The sequence below is a fragment of the Sulfuritalea sp. genome (assembly GCF_031426875.1).
Taxonomy (GTDB): Bacteria; Pseudomonadota; Gammaproteobacteria; order Burkholderiales; family Rhodocyclaceae; genus Sulfuritalea.
On sequence record NZ_JASJPC010000019.1, the window covers coordinates 52,798 to 68,061 of the forward strand.

The following is a 15,264-nucleotide window of genomic DNA, read 5'->3' on the forward strand; positions in this document are numbered from 1 at the left end:
GGGGTAATTACCCTCAAAAGAGGGTAATAAAGAGGGTAATGTCTTTCGCCCGACCTAGCGCCAGCGGTTGATCGCGTCGCGTGTTTCTTGCGCCACTTGTCTCGCGGCCGCGGCGTAGTCTTCGCCCTTGCCCGCATACAGGATGGCGCGCGAGGAGTTGATCATCAGGCCGGTTCCGGCAGCGGTCTTGCCCGCGGTCACGGTGGCTTCGATGTCGCCGCCCTGGGCGCCGATGCCGGGCACCAGCAGCGGCATGTCGCCGACGATCTCGCGCACGCGCGCGATCTCGCCAGGGAAGGTGGCGCCGACCACGAGTCCCAGTTGGCCGGCGTATTTGCCATCCGGGTTCCAGTCGCGAGCCACCATTTGCGCGACGAGTTCATAAAGCGCCGTATCGCCAGCGCCAACTTTCTGGAATTGCAGATCGCTGCCGCCGGGATTGGAGGTGCGGCAAAGCAGGATCACGCCCTTGTCCTTGTAGGCCAGCCAGGGCTCCACCGAGTCGCGGCCCATGTAGGGGTTCACCGTCACGGCGTTGGCCTGGTAGCGTTCGAAGGCCTCGATCGCGTACTGCTCGGCGGTGCTGCCGATGTCGCCGCGCTTGGCGTCGAGGATCACCGGCACGCCCGGATGCCTGTCGTGGATGTGGGCGATCAGCGCTTCGAGCTGGTCCTCGGCGCGACGCGCGGCGAAGTAGGCGATCTGCGGCTTGAAGGCGCAGGCGAGGTCGGCCGTGGCGTCGGCGATTTCGGCGCAGAAACGGAATATCGCGTCGGGCCGGTCCTTGAGGTGAGCGGGAAATTTCGCCGGGTCGGGGTCGAGACCGACGCAGAGCAGGGAGTCGTTCTTCGCCCAGGCTGCGGCGAGCTGCTCGGTGAATCTCATTTCTTGCTCCAGGAATCTTTCAGCGTCACAGCGCGGTTGAACACCGGCGCGCCGGGTTTCGAATCGACGCGGTCGGCGACGAAATAGCCGTGGCGCTCGAACTGGAAGCGCTCCTCGGCGGCGGCATCCTTCAGCGCCGCTTCGAGTTGCGCGCGAATGACCCGCTTCGAATCCGGGTTGAGGTCGGCGATGAAATCGCGCCCGCCTTCACCCGGCGCCTCGGCGGCGAACAGCCGGTCGTAGAGGCGTACCTCGGCGGCGTAGGAATGCGGCGCCGAGACCCAGTGGATGTTGCCCTTGACCTTGTAGTTGTCCGAACCCGGCGTGCCGGACTTCGAGTCGGCCATGTACTCGCAATGCACGGCCGTGATGTTGCCGTTTGCATCTTTGTCGCAGTCGCTGCACTTGACCACGAAGCCATAGCGCAGGCGCACGGTGTTGCCGGGGAACAGGCGGAAGTAGCCCTTGGACGGGACTTCCATGAAGTCCTCGCGCTCGATCCAGAGTTCCTTCGAGAAGGGCACCGGGCGCTTGCCCCACTCGGGCTTCTGCGGGTGGTTCGGGGCCAGGCATTCCTCTTCCTGGCCCTCGGGATAGTTGTCGATGACGAGCTTGACCGGGTCGAGCACGGCGATGCGGCGCGGCGCGGTTTCGTTGAGGTGCTCGCGCTGGCATTCTTCCAGCACGCTGATGTCGATCCAGGAATCCGACTTGGTCACGCCTATCATTTCGGCGAAGCGGCGAAAAGCTTCCGGCGTGAAGCCGCGGCGGCGCGCGCCGACCAGGGTCGGCAGGCGCGGATCATCCCAGCCGTCGACGTGTTTCTCCTCGACCAGCTGGATCAGCTTGCGCTTGGACAGCACGACGTAGGACAGATTGAGCCGGGCAAATTCGATCTGCTGCGGCAGCGGCGTATTGACGCAACCGAGCTCGGCCAGCCGCGCCAGCAGCCAGTCGTAGAAGGGCCGCTGGTCCTCGAACTCCAGGGTGCAGATCGAATGCGTGATGTTCTCCAGCGCGTCCTCGATCGGGTGGGCGTAGGTGTACATCGGGTAGATGCACCAGGTATCGCCGGTGTTGTGGTGCGTGGCGTGGCGAATGCGGTAGATGGCCGGGTCGCGCAGGTTGATGTTGCCCGAGCTCATATCCACCTTGGCGCGCAGGATGTGCGTGCCGTCGGCGAATTCGCCGGCGCGCATAGCGCGGAACAGGGCGAGGTTCTCGGCCGGCGTGCGCTCGCGATAGGGCGAGTTGCGGCCCGCCTCGGTCAGCGTGCCGCGGCTGGCGCGCATCTCCTCGGCGGTCTGCGAGTCGACATAGGCATGGCCGGCCTCGATCAGCTTCTCGGCGAAGTCGTACATCCACTGGAAGTAGTCGGAGGCGAAGTACTTGTTGTCGTGCCAATCCCAGCCCAGCCAATGCACGGCGTCGATGATGGAATCGACGTATTCCTGCTCTTCCTTCTCCGGATTGGTGTCGTCGAAGCGCAGGTGGCAGGCGCCGGCGTAGTCCTGCGCCAGGCCGAAGTTCAGGCAGATCGACTTGGCATGGCCGAAATGCAGGTAGCCGTTCGGCTCCGGCGGGAAGCGGGTTCTTATCTTCGCCTCATCCACCGTAGTGCTAGCGCCAACTTTCTGCTGCGCAGCCGGCCCGGGCTTGCCGCTCCAGCGGCGCGACGCGTACTTGCCGGCCTTGAGGTCGGCGTCGATGATGTGGCGGATGAAGTTATTTACCCGTGCGCTTGCGCCGGGTAAGGTATCCACGCGGATGGAGGGTTTTTCGATTTCGGCCATGGTTCGCGGCAGCATGATGCAAAGCGGCAATTCTACCGTTGCGACGTAAAATGCGCCCCTATGAATCTGTCCGCCCTTCTCGCCATCGGCGCCGGCGCCGTACTCGGCGCCTGGTTGCGCTACGGCCTCGGACTCTGGCTCAACCCGCTGTTCGTCGCCGTGCCGCTGGGCACCCTGGCGGCCAACCTGATCGGCGGCTATCTGGTCGGCGCGGCGGTGATGGTGTTCCACCTCAATGCCGAAATGCCGCTCGAACTCAAGCTGTTCTTCATCACCGGCTTCCTCGGCGCGCTGACCACTTTCTCGACTTTCTCCGCCGAAGTGGTGCACCTGATCCAGAACGCGCGTTACGGCTGGGCGGCGGGCGCGGCGGCCCTGCACCTGTTCGGTTCCTTGCTGATGACGGGGCTCGGCATTTACAGCATCCACAAGCTGGCGCAATAGTTGTTTGCGCCGCCTCACCAGCGCCGACTTTTGTTAGCATTCGGGGTCGGCAAGCACCAAGAGAGGAAGAAGCCAATGACTGCCATCGATATCGCGGAAATGCCGGTTTCGGAAAAGCTGAAGCTGATGGAGGCGCTTTGGGACTCGCTAAGTGCGCCGGCTGACGGGAGCTTCGAATCGCCCGCGTGGCATGAGCAGGCCTTGAAACAGGCCGAAGGTGATCTGGCGGGGAGCACCGCGCGTTTTGTGGATTGGGTTGACGCCAAAGAGCAACTGCGCAAGCGCGGCCAAGCTTGAAAATTCGCCTGCTTTCCGTGGCGCTCGACGACCTTGATGCGGGGCGCCGATTCTACGAAAAACAGCAGGCGGGACTGGGCGACTATTTTCTCGATTCCCTGTTTTCGGATATCGACTCCCTGCTGCTGTATGCGGGCATCCACCAGAAGGTATTCGGCTACCACCGTACGCTGTCGCGACGCTTCCCCTACGCAATCTACTATCGTGTCGAGGGCGAGGATATCCAAGTCTGGCGCGTTCTCGACTGCCGCCAGAACCCCGCTTTGATCACGGAACGGCTTAAACGCGGCTGACGCCGTCCCGCCAGCGCCGACTTTCGTCAAGCCGCGCTTCGCCGAAGCCTCAGAACTGGTAATTCACCGCCGCGACGGCCTTGGTCGTCCCGTCCGACTTGTCGCGCAGCAGCGCGCCCCAGAGATTGGCCTTTTCCCCGATGCGGAAGACCACCCGCGGGCCGCGACCCGAGTGGTCTTCCATCAGGCCGACCCCGAGCGAATTCCTCAGCCAGTAATTCAGGTACAGCTTGTGCGACGGGCCCGATGCGCCGTTCTCGAAATAGCCCGAGATCGAGCCGATCTCGCCATCGGCCGAGAAATGCGCGCTGCGGCGATGGCGGTTGCCCTCGTTTTCGCGGCCCATGCCGAGGCCAAGTTCCAGCCACGGCAGGGGGCGTATCGTCGGCCCGCCATAGATCTCCCGGTAGCCGTCGGAGTCCTGGTAGGCGAACACGAACCAGCCGAACGGGCCGCCGATCGGGCCATCGATCCAGGCCAGCACTTCGTCGATGCCATTGCCTTCCTGCGGGCGCTGCAGGCCAGCCTCGACCCACAGGTTCGGCCCGTCGGCCAGGGCGAGCGGCGACGCGAGCAGCGCCAAGGCGAGCAGAAAGGTCCTGATCCGGGTCGTCATCGCGCGACCAGCAGGAGGTAGGTGCCCAGTCCGGTGATGCATATGGCAACTCCTTTTAGCGCGACATGAGTCCGGTCGACGGCTTCCGTCGCAAATTGCGGAACGAATCTGGCAATCAGGATCGCCATGAGGAAAACGAAAATCGACTGGAATGTCTCGGTGAGCAGCACCAGCGAGACCGGCGCCAGCATGGCCGCGAGGCCGTAGGAGACCGTCCCCAGCATGTAGAGCACTTCGTTGAGCAGGTTGGCCGAGAGCAGGGGGACCGAATTGGTCCGCATGGCCGCCTGGAAACTGGCGCGGTAACGGGGAATCAACAGGTACATCAGCGCCCCCAGTACCATCAGCACGATGTGTTTCCAGAACAGCGAGCGCCAGGGGTTCTCCTCCAGCGCCACGACCTTGAAGATGGCCAGCTCCGCCGCCCAGCAGGTGCAGGCGAGCAGCATGTAGCCGACCGTGCGGCCCTTGAAGCGGAACCGGCCTTCGACATTCTCCAGCGAGACGATGCTCGTGCCGAGGATGACGACCCCCATCGCCACGAGCTGGTCCTTGCTGACGACCTCCCCGAGAAAGACCCAGCCCGCGACGATGCCGAAGATCGGCACCAACTGGTAATAGACGATGACCCGCGAGGAGTTGTCCCTTTGCATGGCGTTGAGATAGGCCCAGAGCAGAACGATGTCGAGCACGGCGGTGACAACGATGATGCCAAGGTTGCCCCTGCCGACATTGAGCACCGACGGATCGATGATGTACAGGAAGGGCGTCGCGATCACCGAGGCAAGCGCCGATACGATGATCAGCGTGCCGACGCCACCTTCCTTGAAGTAGCGCTCAAGGACGATCTTGTCGATGTGGTTGCACATTGCCCAGAGCAGGGGCGAGATCACCGCGAGGATGAACCAGGTCTGGATGGCGATTACTCCACGGAATATCGCAGCGTCTTCATTCCGCCGCAAATCGTGTAGCCGATCTTCACCTTCAACACCTGCCCCTTGCTCACCTCGCGCGTGTCGATGGGCAGGATCACCGGGTAGCTGTAGGCGTAGCTTGCGCCCAGGGTCGAGCCGTCGAAGAACCGGGTTTCACCGTTCAGGCGTAGGCCGTTGATCTCGCCGCGCCGGATTACGGTAATGCCCAGGTTCTGCTGCACCTCCAAGTCGGTGTTGATTCGGGTGAAATCCACATCGGAGATCAATTGCTTCTCTGAAAACGACTTTGATTTCAATTGGCGCATATCCGAATATTCGTAGCGCACGATCTTGAAGCTGTGCCCGTAGTAGGTCTCCGGATTGTTCACCAGGTCGAGGTAAGTCCGGTAGCCGCTGAGCAGAACGCGCGTCGCATGTCTGCCGCGTTTAGCGAAGCGCAGCATGTTGTTCGTGGCCAGCACCTGGAGTTCCTCGATCAGTGCCGTGGCGATCATTTCGCCGATGATCACGTCGACCTTTTCCGGCAGGTCGACCTTGCACACGTCGCCGTGGATGAGAACGATCCTGTCCTCCAGACCGTTGGCGCGGAACACGGCGTCGAGGGTGGCGATATTGCTTCGGTCAATTTCAATCGCATAGACCTTCTTCGCCCCGGCGCGGGCCGCCAGCATCGCCAGCACTCCCGAGCCGGTGCCCATATCGACGACCACGTCGCCCGGCCGGACGGTGGCGGCGATGGCCTTGGCAAAGGCCATGGTGCGTTCTTCGTCGATCAGGCAATTGAACGTGCCTTCGGTCATCGACCAGTACGGATTGGATTGCGGGGGGGGGGTAGAGTCATGGAGAAATCACCGTTGTTGAAAAGTCGGCGCTGGTAATACGGCGGCTTGCCGTACCTTCCCAGGTGGCTGGGCCGGCATGAGCCTTCGCAGGTCGGCGGAAAAATAGGCAAGCTTGTCCGGGTCGGACATCAGGCGCCGCCAATCCCTGCCGGTCACCACGCCACGGCAATCGTTAGCGCCGCAACGGCATTTCATGCGGAATTTCGGATTGCTCTCGGCGAAGCCATAATCCCAACACAGTTCCTCGCCGCGCCTGATCGCGCGCATGGCGACGAAATCGTCGGCGGCGGTGAAGCCGACATTGGGCCGGCAACTGTGATTCATCTGCCAGGCCGCCGAGATGTAGTTGAGGTCGGCGGGTGCGAGCAAACCTTCCGGCGTGCCGGGGCAGTAGCCCATGAGCTTGCGTTTCGTGACCGCATCAAGCGTCTCGAACACAGCCCACTCCAACAACCTGACATCGGCGAAGTGCGCGGCGGGCACGATGACCGCATCCTTGGCAAAACGTCGCATGGCGAATACGCGGATCTCGCCGGGCAGGATGATCGATGGCCTGATTTCGATGCGAGCTTCGGGGTAGAAATGCGGGGGGGCTTGGTCATCCTGTTGCCTTCCGATGAAAAGTCGGCGCTGGCGGGACGGCGATTTGCTGCGCTTGTTCATGATTGCGTCGATTCAAGCGTCGCTGTCTGAGCTTTGCGATTTCCGCTTCCAGATAGGGCTGAAAGTAGCCGTGATATTTCTCTTGCAGTGCGACGATCTTCCAGTCGTTTTCCGTGACCACTCCCCGGCACGTGCTGGCACCACACAGACAGGCAAGCCGGTAAGTCGGACCCTTGCCGGCCTTGTGCAAGACCATCGCGTAGTCGATCGAGATCTCTTCGTCCTTGGCGATATCGCGCATGGCAACCAATGCGATCTGTCCGTTGAAGCCTGCATTCGGCTCGCAACTGTGGTTCAGGTAGTTCACGCCGCCGTACTCCTTCGGTCGGACGGTGCATAAAACCAGATCCTTCGCAATCTGCACGCCGTTGTCGGCGCTCTTGCCAGGGAGCCGCGATTCTTCCTCGACCGTCAGGATGTAGCCGCCAATCATGAGCAGGCAATCGCCCTTCTTGAGCCTGCTTGTGGCGAACAAGCCGTCGCCGCGGGGGGGGTAGTGGGGCGCGGCTCGATCCTCGGATTGAGCCAATGGAACTTGAATTCGTTCATGTTCGCTTTCTCCGTCCCGGTATTCCTTCGCTTGTCAAACGGCATGCACGATGCATTTCGTGAGGAAATGGCAGGGCTGATATTTCTTCTTCGACTGATGCAGGCCCGGCAGCCCGAGGTCTTGTTCCCAGTTATAGTGCCTGATGCCCCCTGCGTGCAGGAGGCGGGCTTCTTCCCAGTAGAGGACATCGCAAACGCCGCCATGAAAGGCATGGTCGGCTTTTGAGAAATGGACGATGGCCGTATCGCCCGGCAGTCGTTCGAATGATGAAAACCCGACCAACCGCGTGCCGACGTACAGCCCGACAGTTTCGATGCTGGGATCGGCCGACCGCAGAAAGCGTTCGAAGGCGTGATGCTCGTGGCTGGCCTGCGGCGACGCGTAGCCTTTGCGCCGTGCCCACAGCGCGAACAGCGCGCGGAACTCGTCGGCATCGATGGCGTGCAAAGGCGAGTAGCGTACCGAGTAGTCCGGATGCTGCGTTGAAAACCGGCGGATGCGGCGGCGCGCGCTGTGCCCGGTCCATTCGTGCATGCCGGCGACGTGGTCGACGGCGAACACATAATCAGTCGCTCCCTCGTCCGCCGTCACGGCGAAGCCGGCCTCGGTCAGCGCGGGTGCCGCGCACGCGGGAACCAGGCGCAGGACCGCGCACTGGCATTCCTGCTTGGCCAGGTCCAGCAGTTGCATCGCGGTTTCCGCCACGTGGTTACGGCCGATGAAGCTGAAGAAGGGTGCGCCGCTGATGTAGTCGGCAAATCGCACCGCCAGATTGCCATGCAGGGACGATACCTGCGCCCCCCAGGCATACAGGTTGGTGAAACTGAAATCCGAGTAGGGCGGGAAGGAGTGGACCACCGCCTCGATGGCCGCGCGGTCAGCGAGTTCCAGTGACTTGAATTCGGGAAAGACAGGGATCACCCGCGAACGCGGCGGACGTTCGGCGCAGGCTTCCCGCATTTGGCGCATGGCCCGATCCGGCATGACTGGTTTTCCCCTTTGAAACAAGCGTAACCGATTGTAACGTATTGTAGTTGCATACAGCGATCGGTTAAGTAATGGGCCGATGGCGCGGCGGATAAGGTTGCGCCATGGAGACATCAAAGGCGGCGTTTGCGAAACGGTTACGCGAGGCGATGCGCAAAGCCGGCTACGAACCGCGCCCAGCCGTGTTGGAGCGCGAATTCAACCAGCGCTACTGGGGCAAGGCGGTGACGCTGCATGGGGTGCGGCGCTGGCTGCTGGGCGAGACCGTGCCGGCGCAGGACAAGTTGCTGGCTCTGGCCCAATGGCTGGGCGTCGAGCCTCAGACGCTGCGCTATGGCGACGCTGTACCAAAGGCAGTGCGTGATCGCCGCAAACGCTGGGACGAAGGTATCGGCTACCAGGAGCGGGAAATCTTCGAACTGTTCCTCAAGCTGCCGGTGCCGCAGCGCAAGCTGGCGCGCGAGGTGATCGTGGCGCTGGCGAAGGCGAATGGGGTATTGCCATTGAGTGTGGCAAATTGACGTACAATATAGCCTTCAGTTTATGGAGACGTCAGCCATGCCCACCGCCACCCATGCCCCTGAATCCGCCCGCATCAACCTGCGCACCAGCCCCGAAGCCAAGGCGCTGATCGAGCGCGCCGCGGCGCTGATGGGTACCACCGTGTCCGGCTTCATGCTGCAGAACGCCTACGAGGCGGCGCAGCGCGTGGTGTCGGACAACGACACTCTGGTGCTCTCGCAGAAGGCCTTTGATGCTTTCGTAGCGGCTTGCGAACAGCCGTCGGAGCCTAACGAGGCGCTGCGCGCATTGATGGCGCGACGCTGAGTGGCGCCGCGTATCGAATTGCTGGAGGCGCGGCACGGGCGCGAGGACTTCGACTGCGGCAACGCTGCACTGAACGATTTTCTGCTGCGTCGGGCAGGGCAGCAACAACGTCGGGGATTTGGCAAGACCTACGTGGTGCTGGCCGACAACGGGGTGGACATCATTGGATTCGTGACTGTCAGCGTTGGTCAGGTGGAAGCGCGGGCGCTGCCTTCGCAACTCAAACTGCCGCGTCACCCGGCGCCAATGTTGCGCATCGGTCGCCTGGCGGTGGATAAGCGGGCGCAGGGCAAGGGGATAGGCCGGGATTTGCTGGCGTTTGCACTTCATTTGGCGCTGGAGTTTGCCGAGCGCGTTGGCCTTTATGCCGTCGTGGTGGATGCCAAAGATGCCCAGGCTGCCGAGTTCTACCAACGCTTGCATTTCGAGCCGACGTTGGACGATACCATGTGCCTGTTCTTGCCCTTGTCGAGGCTGGCGAAGACCAAGACGCCATGATGTCTCGCTATGACGCTGCCGGCATCGAGGCTGAATTCGAGCCTGGCTCGCGTGACCGCGTGCTACGAAACAAACTTGGCATTCGCCGCGTCAGGGACATGCAGCAGGCAGAAACCGATGCGTTGGTGGCGGTGACGCGCTGGGCCGTGGGGCGCTTCGATGTCGCGCATCGCTTTACCGCAGACGATTTGTGCGAGCTCCATCATCAATGGCTGAGCGGCATTTACGAATGGGCTGGCCGGTACCGCAACGTAAATATCGCCAAGGGCGGCTTCATGTTCGCTGCCGCGCCGCAGGTTCCGCGCTTGATGGCGGAATTCGAGCGCAAAGAACTGGCGGCGGGAACGCCCTGTGCCCACATGGACGCGCCGCGATTGGCCAGGGCTTTGGCGCGAACCCATGCGGAGCTGGTGATCATTCATCCCTTCCGCGAGGGTAACGGACGCTGCGCGCGCCTGCTGGCCTATCTGATGGCTTTGCAGGCCGGGCTGCCGACTCTGGATTTTGATCTGCTGGCGGGGCGGGGCAAGAAGGCCTACATCGCCGCGATTCATGCGGCGTTTTCGGGAAACCATGCGCCGCTGGAAGAACGCTTTGCCGCGGTTATCGGCCGGACTTCGCGACCTTACGGGTTGTCGTCGTGACCGGTTTTTTGCCTGCGGCAAACGGCTTGCGGATGCCTTCGACAGCCGAGGAAGTGGAAACGGCAACCCGTATGGATTCCTCGCGCGTCTTCGGATCGCGCAGATACGGATTTTGCTGGAGGAGTGTTGCCGCCATGGCGAGTGCTGTATTCGTCGGAATTGAACGCATGGAGATTGTCCCATGAATCGAGGCCCAAGAGTCGGTACTGGCGAGACGGCGATGGTGGATCGTGTCCGGTTGTCGGAGTAGGTCTTGAAGTTCGATCCCGAGGCGCGGCGGGCGGCGCGGCCCGCGCTCAGCTATGACGAAGCGCTGCCGGTCAATCAGCGCCGAGCCGAGATCGGCGAGGCGATACTCAAGCATCAGGTCATCGTCGTCTGCGGCGAGACAGGTTCCGGCAAGACCACGCAGTTGCCCAAGATCTGCCTCGAAATCGGCCGCGGCCTCAACGGCCTGATCGGCCACACCCAGCCGCGGCGCATCGCCGCACGCGCCACCGCGACGCGCATCGCGCAGGAACTGAAGTCCGAGGTCGGGCAGCATGTCGGCTTCAAGATCCGCTTCACCGACAAGAGCACGCCGTCCTCCTACATCAAGCTGATGACCGACGGCATCCTGCTGGCGGAAACCCAGACCGATCCGCTCTTGCGCCAGTACGACACGATCCTGATCGACGAAGCCCACGAGCGCAGCCTCAACATCGATTTCCTGCTCGGCTACCTGAAGTCGGTGCTGGTGAGACGGCGCGACCTGAAGCTCATCGTCACCTCGGCGACGCTGGATGCCGAGCGCTTCAGCAGGCACTTCGACGGTGCTCCGGTGATCGAGGTCTCCGGCCGGCTGTTTCCGATCGAAACGCGCTACCGGCCCTTCGACGAAAAGAAGGACACGGACTTGAATGACGCCATCGTCGACGCCGTCGACGAAGCCCATCGCACGGGACCGGGCGACGTGCTGGTGTTCCTACCCGGCGAGCGCGAGATCCGCGAGGCGGCCGAGGCGTTGAGGAAACACCATCCACCGGGGCTGGAAGTACTGCCGCTGTTCGCGCGCCAGACCGCGGTCGAGCAGGGCCGCGTCTTCGCCTCGCATCAGGGACAGCGCGTGGTGCTGGCGACCAACGTCGCCGAGACCTCGCTGACCGTGCCCGGCATTCGCTACGTGATCGATTCGGGGTTGGCGCGCGTCAAGCGCTACAGCCATCGCAACAAGGTCGAGCAGCTGCAGGTCGAGCCGATTTCGCGCGCGGCGGCCAGCCAGCGCGCCGGCCGCTGCGGGCGGGTCTCGGCGGGCGTCTGCTTCCGCCTCTACGACGAGGAGGATTTCAATCAGCGGCCGGCCTACACCGAACCCGAGATACTGCGCTCCAGCCTGGCCGGCGTGATCCTGCGCATGAAGTCGCTGCACCTGGGCGACGTCGAGGACTTCCCCTTCCTCGAAGCGCCGCTGCCGCGCATGATTGCGGATGGGTATCAACTGCTGGCCGAGTTGGGCGCCATCGATGAGACGACGAAGGAACTGACCCAGGTCGGTTTCGAACTGGCGAAGCTGCCGCTCGATCCGAAGATCGGCCGCATGATCCTCGCCGCGCGCGAGCACGGGTGCCTGCGTGAGGTATTGATCATCGCCGCCGCGCTGGGCACGCAAGACCCCCGCGACCGGCCGCAGGAGCACGCGGCGGCGGCCGATCAGGCCCATGCCAAGTGGAAGGACGAGAAGTCCGAATTCCTTTCCTACCTGAAGCTCTGGGCCGCCGGCGACGAAATCTGGAAGCACGAAACCTCGAACAAGCAGCGCCAGTGGTGCCGCCAGAATTTCATCAACTGGCTGCGCCTGCGCGAGTGGCGCGACGTGCATGGCCAGCTGATGGCGCTGTGTCATGAACACGGCTGGAAAATTACGAGTGCCTACCCCCCGCCCCCTGCCCCGAGGGAGGGGGTGACGACAGTTCGCTCCGCTCCGGGTTCAAACGCCGCCCCCGCCTTGGGGCGGCCCGGCGGCGCGGGCGATTCCGGCTACGAGGCGATCCACAAGGCGCTGCTGACCGGCCTGCTCGGCCACATCGGCCTCGTCAGCGAAGAGGACAAAAACTATCTCGGCGCGCGCGGCATCCGCTTCTACATCCATCCCGGCTCCAGCCTGCTGAAGAAGGCCGGGCGCTGGATCGTCGCCGCAGAGATCGTCGAGACCTCGCGCCTGTTCGCCCGCTGCATCGCGAAAATCGAGCCGGAATGGCTGGAGCAGGTCGGCGGCCACCTGATCCGCAAGCATGTCTATGAGCCGCACTGGGAGAAGGGCCCGGGCCAGGTCGTGGCCTGGGAGCGCGTCACGCTGCACGGCCTGATGATCCATGCCAAGCGCCGCGTGCATTACGGTCCGACGGACCCGAAACTGGCGCGCGAAATCCTGATCCGCGAGGCGCTGGTCGAAGGCCAGGTCGGCGAGGACTGGGTCAAGAAGTGGCGCTTCTTTCAGCACAACGCCAAGCTCATGAAGGAAATCCAGGCGCTCGAGCACAAGTCGCGGCGGCCCGACGTGCTGGTCGACGACGAGCTGATCCATGCCTTCTACGATGCCAGAGTTCCCGAGGGCATCATCACCCTGGCGGCCTTCGACCACTGGCGGCGCGAGGCCGAGACCGCCAACCCGAAACTGCTCTGCCTGGAAAAGGAACAGTTGATGCGGCACGAGGCGGCGGGCATCACTACCGATGCCTTTCCGCCGGCACTGACGCATCGCGGCCAGAGCTTCAAGCTCAGTTATCACCATGATCCCGGCGCGGCCGATGACGGCGTCACGCTGACGCTGCCGCTGCCCGCGCTCAACCAGTTGCCGGCCAATCGCTGCGAGTGGCTGGTGCCGGGCCTGCTCAAGGAGAAGGTGCTGGCGCTGCTGAAGACCCTGCAGCAGAAGTACCGCCATCGCCTGCAGCCGCTCGACGAGTTCGCCGGCGATTTCTGCGACGCCGAGCATGACCGCGACGAGCCGCTGGTGCGCGCGCTGACGCGAGCGGCCGAGGAGCACCTGGCGCTGAAGCTGCCGCTCGATGCCTTCCGCAGCGGCGAATTGCGGCCGCACCTGTTCATGAACTTCCGCCTCACCGACGAGCACGGCGGCACGCTGGCAATTTCGCGCAACCTGGCGGAACTGCGCGCCGAATATCGCGGCCGCGTCGAGCAGGCCTATGCCACGGCCGAAGTGCAGCACGAAGCGGCGGCAGGCGACTTGTCGGGCCTCACCGCGTGGAGCTTCGGCGCCTTGCCCGAGCTCATGGAAGTGAAAGTTGGCGCTGGCACCACGGTGGGTTTCCCGGCGCTGGTCGACATGGGCGAGAGTGTGCGCCTGACGGCCTTCGATACCGAGGACAAGGCGCGCGCCGAACACCGGCGCGGCATGGCGCGGCTGTTTGCGCTGCAGTTGGCGGCTCAGGTCAAGGCCATCGAGAAGCTGCCTGGCCTGCGCGAGCTTGCGCTGCAATTCGTGTCGCTGGGCACCGAGAAAGAGCTGCGCGAACAGTTGATCGCGGTGACCCTGAAGCGCACCTGCCTGATGGACCCGCTGCCTGCCGACGAGCCGGCGTTCGCGGCGCGGCGCGAGGCGGCGCGCGGCCGCGTCCTGCTGGTGGCGCAGGAAATCCTGCGCCTGCTCGGCGGCATCCTGACCGATCATGCGGCGCTGGCGAAGAAGCTTGCGGCGCTGCAAAAGGCTTTCCCGCAGGCCTGCGCCGATATCGCGGCGCAACTGGCCGAACTGATGCGCAGTGGGGGAAATGCGAGATTCATCGCGACGACGCCCTTCGAGCGCCTGCAGCACTATCCGCGCTACCTCAAGGCGATCGGCCTGCGCCTGGACAAGGCACGCGCGGATCCGGCGCGCGACACGCGGCTGATGGCCGACTGGCAGGCTCTGGGTCGTCCCTGGGAGCGCGAACGCAATGCCATGCTCAAATCCGGCCAGCAGAATGACACTTTCCTCGACGAGTTCCGCTGGCTGCTCGAAGAGCTGCGCGTGGCGCTGTTCGCACAGGAACTGAAGACCACGTCGCCGGTATCGGTGAAACGCCTGCAGAAGATGTGGGATAGTCGGTTACACAAGTAAGCTGCACAACTGCTGTCGCGGGGGGCGAAAATGATCGAAGTATTTGCGGCCTTCAACAGATCGCTGCGCGACCTGACGCGGCGCGAGGTGCTGTGGCATGCGCTCTGGCCGCCGCTGCTGGCGCTGGTCTTGTGGTTGGTCGTGGGCTATGCGCTGTGGGCTCATGGCATCGACACGATGACGCGCATCCTGCCGCAGCTGCCGTGGGAAGGCTGGGAGTGGGTGGCGCGCTGGGCCGCGGTTTTCCTGCTGCTGGCGGCCTTCGCCGTTCTGGTCTATGTCACCGCGATCCTGCTGGTCGCCGTGTTTGCCTTGCCGCGCCTGATCGAGCTGGTGGCCGCGCGCGACTACCCGGATCTGGGTCGCCACGGCGAGAACGTGTTCTGGGGCAGCCTGGGCACCACCTTGGGGGCCGGCGCGATTTTCCTTTTCGGCAGCCTGCTGATGTTGCCGCTGCTGCTGATTCCGGGCGTCCTGCTGGTGCTGCCGCTGGCCTGGGGCGCTTGGTTGAACCAGCGCACCTTCCGTTTCGACGCGCTGGCCGAACATGCCACGCGTGCCGAAATGCAGCGCCTGGTGCACGAGAATCGCAGCCGCTTTTACGTGGCCGGGCTCGCCACCGCGGCCGCGGCGCATGTGCCGCTGCTCAATCTGCTGGCACCGGCCCTGACCGCGCTGGTGTTCGTCCATCTCGGCCTGGCGGCGCTGCGTCGCCAGCGCCAGCAAGGGGGAATAGAGTTATGAACGACATATCCCCCATCCCCTTCTCCAGGAAAACGCAGTTTCAGTGCAGGCTAACGCCGGCCGTATCGGCGTTAAGCGCAGCGGCCGAAACTAAAAGGGGTGACTACGGCTCGCTGCGCTCGCAGGGTATTGGAGGGGCTGCCTTG

General features: G+C 63.5%; 17 protein-coding genes. 9 read left to right on the forward strand and 8 right to left on the reverse strand.

The features are described 5' to 3' along the window. Positions 1-54: 54 nt before the first annotated feature. Positions 55-885, reverse strand: coding sequence for an orotidine-5'-phosphate decarboxylase (gene pyrF / locus RMO95_RS08575; protein ID WP_310450197.1), 831 nt, complete (start codon positions 883-885; stop codon positions 55-57). Then, positions 882-2,678 carry a glutamine--tRNA ligase/YqeY domain fusion protein gene (locus RMO95_RS08580; protein WP_310450198.1) on the reverse strand — a complete coding sequence of 599 codons (1,797 nt, stop codon included), beginning with the start codon at positions 2,676-2,678 and terminating at the stop codon, positions 882-884. Before RMO95_RS08580 ends, pyrF begins: the two co-directional genes overlap by 4 nt. Before the next feature lie 60 nt (positions 2,679-2,738). On the opposite strand from RMO95_RS08580, the gene crcB reads away from it, so the two are divergent. From crcB to RMO95_RS08595, 3 genes are all read left to right on the forward strand, one after another. Next, positions 2,739-3,122, forward strand: coding sequence for a fluoride efflux transporter CrcB (gene crcB / locus RMO95_RS08585; protein ID WP_310450199.1), 384 nt, complete (start codon positions 2,739-2,741; stop codon positions 3,120-3,122). A gap of 75 nt (positions 3,123-3,197) precedes the next feature. Next, positions 3,198-3,419: an addiction module protein gene (locus tag RMO95_RS08590; protein WP_310450200.1), complete on the forward strand. Its 222-nt coding sequence runs from the start codon at positions 3,198-3,200 to the stop codon at positions 3,417-3,419. Further along, positions 3,416-3,712, forward strand: coding sequence for a type II toxin-antitoxin system RelE/ParE family toxin (locus RMO95_RS08595; RefSeq protein ID WP_310450201.1), 297 nt, complete (start codon positions 3,416-3,418; stop codon positions 3,710-3,712). The genes RMO95_RS08590 and RMO95_RS08595 overlap by 4 nt, the downstream gene beginning before the upstream one ends. Before the next feature lie 49 nt (positions 3,713-3,761). Here RMO95_RS08595 and RMO95_RS08600 read toward each other — a convergent pair whose 3' ends face one another. The 6 genes from RMO95_RS08600 to RMO95_RS08625 form a co-directional block, all read right to left on the reverse strand. Next, the gene (locus RMO95_RS08600) at positions 3,762-4,295 is read right to left on the reverse strand and encodes a hypothetical protein (RefSeq protein WP_310450202.1); all 534 of its coding nucleotides are present in this window, start codon (positions 4,293-4,295) and stop codon (positions 3,762-3,764) included. Positions 4,296-4,324: 29 nt separating this feature from the next. Then, positions 4,325-5,290, reverse strand: coding sequence for a DMT family transporter (locus RMO95_RS08605; protein WP_310450203.1), 966 nt, complete (start codon positions 5,288-5,290; stop codon positions 4,325-4,327). Then, a complete protein-coding gene (locus RMO95_RS08610; protein ID WP_310450204.1) occupies positions 5,251-6,063 on the reverse strand; it encodes a 50S ribosomal protein L11 methyltransferase in 813 nt (270 codons plus the stop codon). Before RMO95_RS08610 ends, RMO95_RS08605 begins: the two co-directional genes overlap by 40 nt. Positions 6,064-6,111: 48 nt before the next feature. Further along, a complete protein-coding gene (locus tag RMO95_RS08615; RefSeq protein ID WP_310450205.1) occupies positions 6,112-6,768 on the reverse strand; it encodes an SET domain-containing protein-lysine N-methyltransferase in 657 nt (218 codons plus the stop codon). Further along, entirely contained in the window at positions 6,704-7,243 is a 540-nt protein-coding gene (locus tag RMO95_RS08620; protein WP_310450206.1) for an SET domain-containing protein, read from the reverse strand. Before RMO95_RS08620 ends, RMO95_RS08615 begins: the two co-directional genes overlap by 65 nt. 108 nt (positions 7,244-7,351) lie before the next feature. Then, positions 7,352-8,287: a phosphatidylglycerol lysyltransferase domain-containing protein gene (locus RMO95_RS08625; RefSeq protein ID WP_310450207.1), complete on the reverse strand. Its 936-nt coding sequence runs from the start codon at positions 8,285-8,287 to the stop codon at positions 7,352-7,354. 122 nt (positions 8,288-8,409) lie between these two features. Between RMO95_RS08625 and RMO95_RS08630 the strand changes: the two genes are divergently transcribed. The 6 genes from RMO95_RS08630 (at position 8,410) to RMO95_RS08655 (ending at position 15,118) form a co-directional block, all read left to right on the forward strand. Further along, positions 8,410-8,826: a hypothetical protein gene (locus RMO95_RS08630; RefSeq protein ID WP_310450208.1), complete on the forward strand. Its 417-nt coding sequence runs from the start codon at positions 8,410-8,412 to the stop codon at positions 8,824-8,826. A gap of 37 nt (positions 8,827-8,863) precedes the next feature. Then, positions 8,864-9,133, forward strand: coding sequence for a DUF1778 domain-containing protein (locus tag RMO95_RS08635; RefSeq protein WP_310450209.1), 270 nt, complete (start codon positions 8,864-8,866; stop codon positions 9,131-9,133). Further along, complete coding sequence (locus tag RMO95_RS08640) at positions 9,134-9,631, forward strand: GNAT family N-acetyltransferase (RefSeq protein WP_310450210.1); 498 nt, start codon at positions 9,134-9,136, stop codon at positions 9,629-9,631. It abuts the gene before it with no gap. Beyond that, complete coding sequence (locus RMO95_RS08645) at positions 9,628-10,275, forward strand: Fic family protein (RefSeq protein ID WP_310450211.1); 648 nt, start codon at positions 9,628-9,630, stop codon at positions 10,273-10,275. The genes RMO95_RS08640 and RMO95_RS08645 overlap by 4 nt, the downstream gene beginning before the upstream one ends. A gap of 253 nt (positions 10,276-10,528) precedes the next feature. Further along, the gene (gene hrpA, locus RMO95_RS08650; RefSeq protein WP_310450212.1) at positions 10,529-14,374 is read left to right on the forward strand and encodes an ATP-dependent RNA helicase HrpA; all 3,846 of its coding nucleotides are present in this window, start codon (positions 10,529-10,531) and stop codon (positions 14,372-14,374) included. A 30-nt stretch (positions 14,375-14,404) separates the two neighbouring features. Next, a complete protein-coding gene (locus RMO95_RS08655) occupies positions 14,405-15,118 on the forward strand; it encodes an EI24 domain-containing protein (RefSeq protein WP_310450213.1) in 714 nt (237 codons plus the stop codon). Positions 15,119-15,264 lie beyond the last annotated feature (146 nt).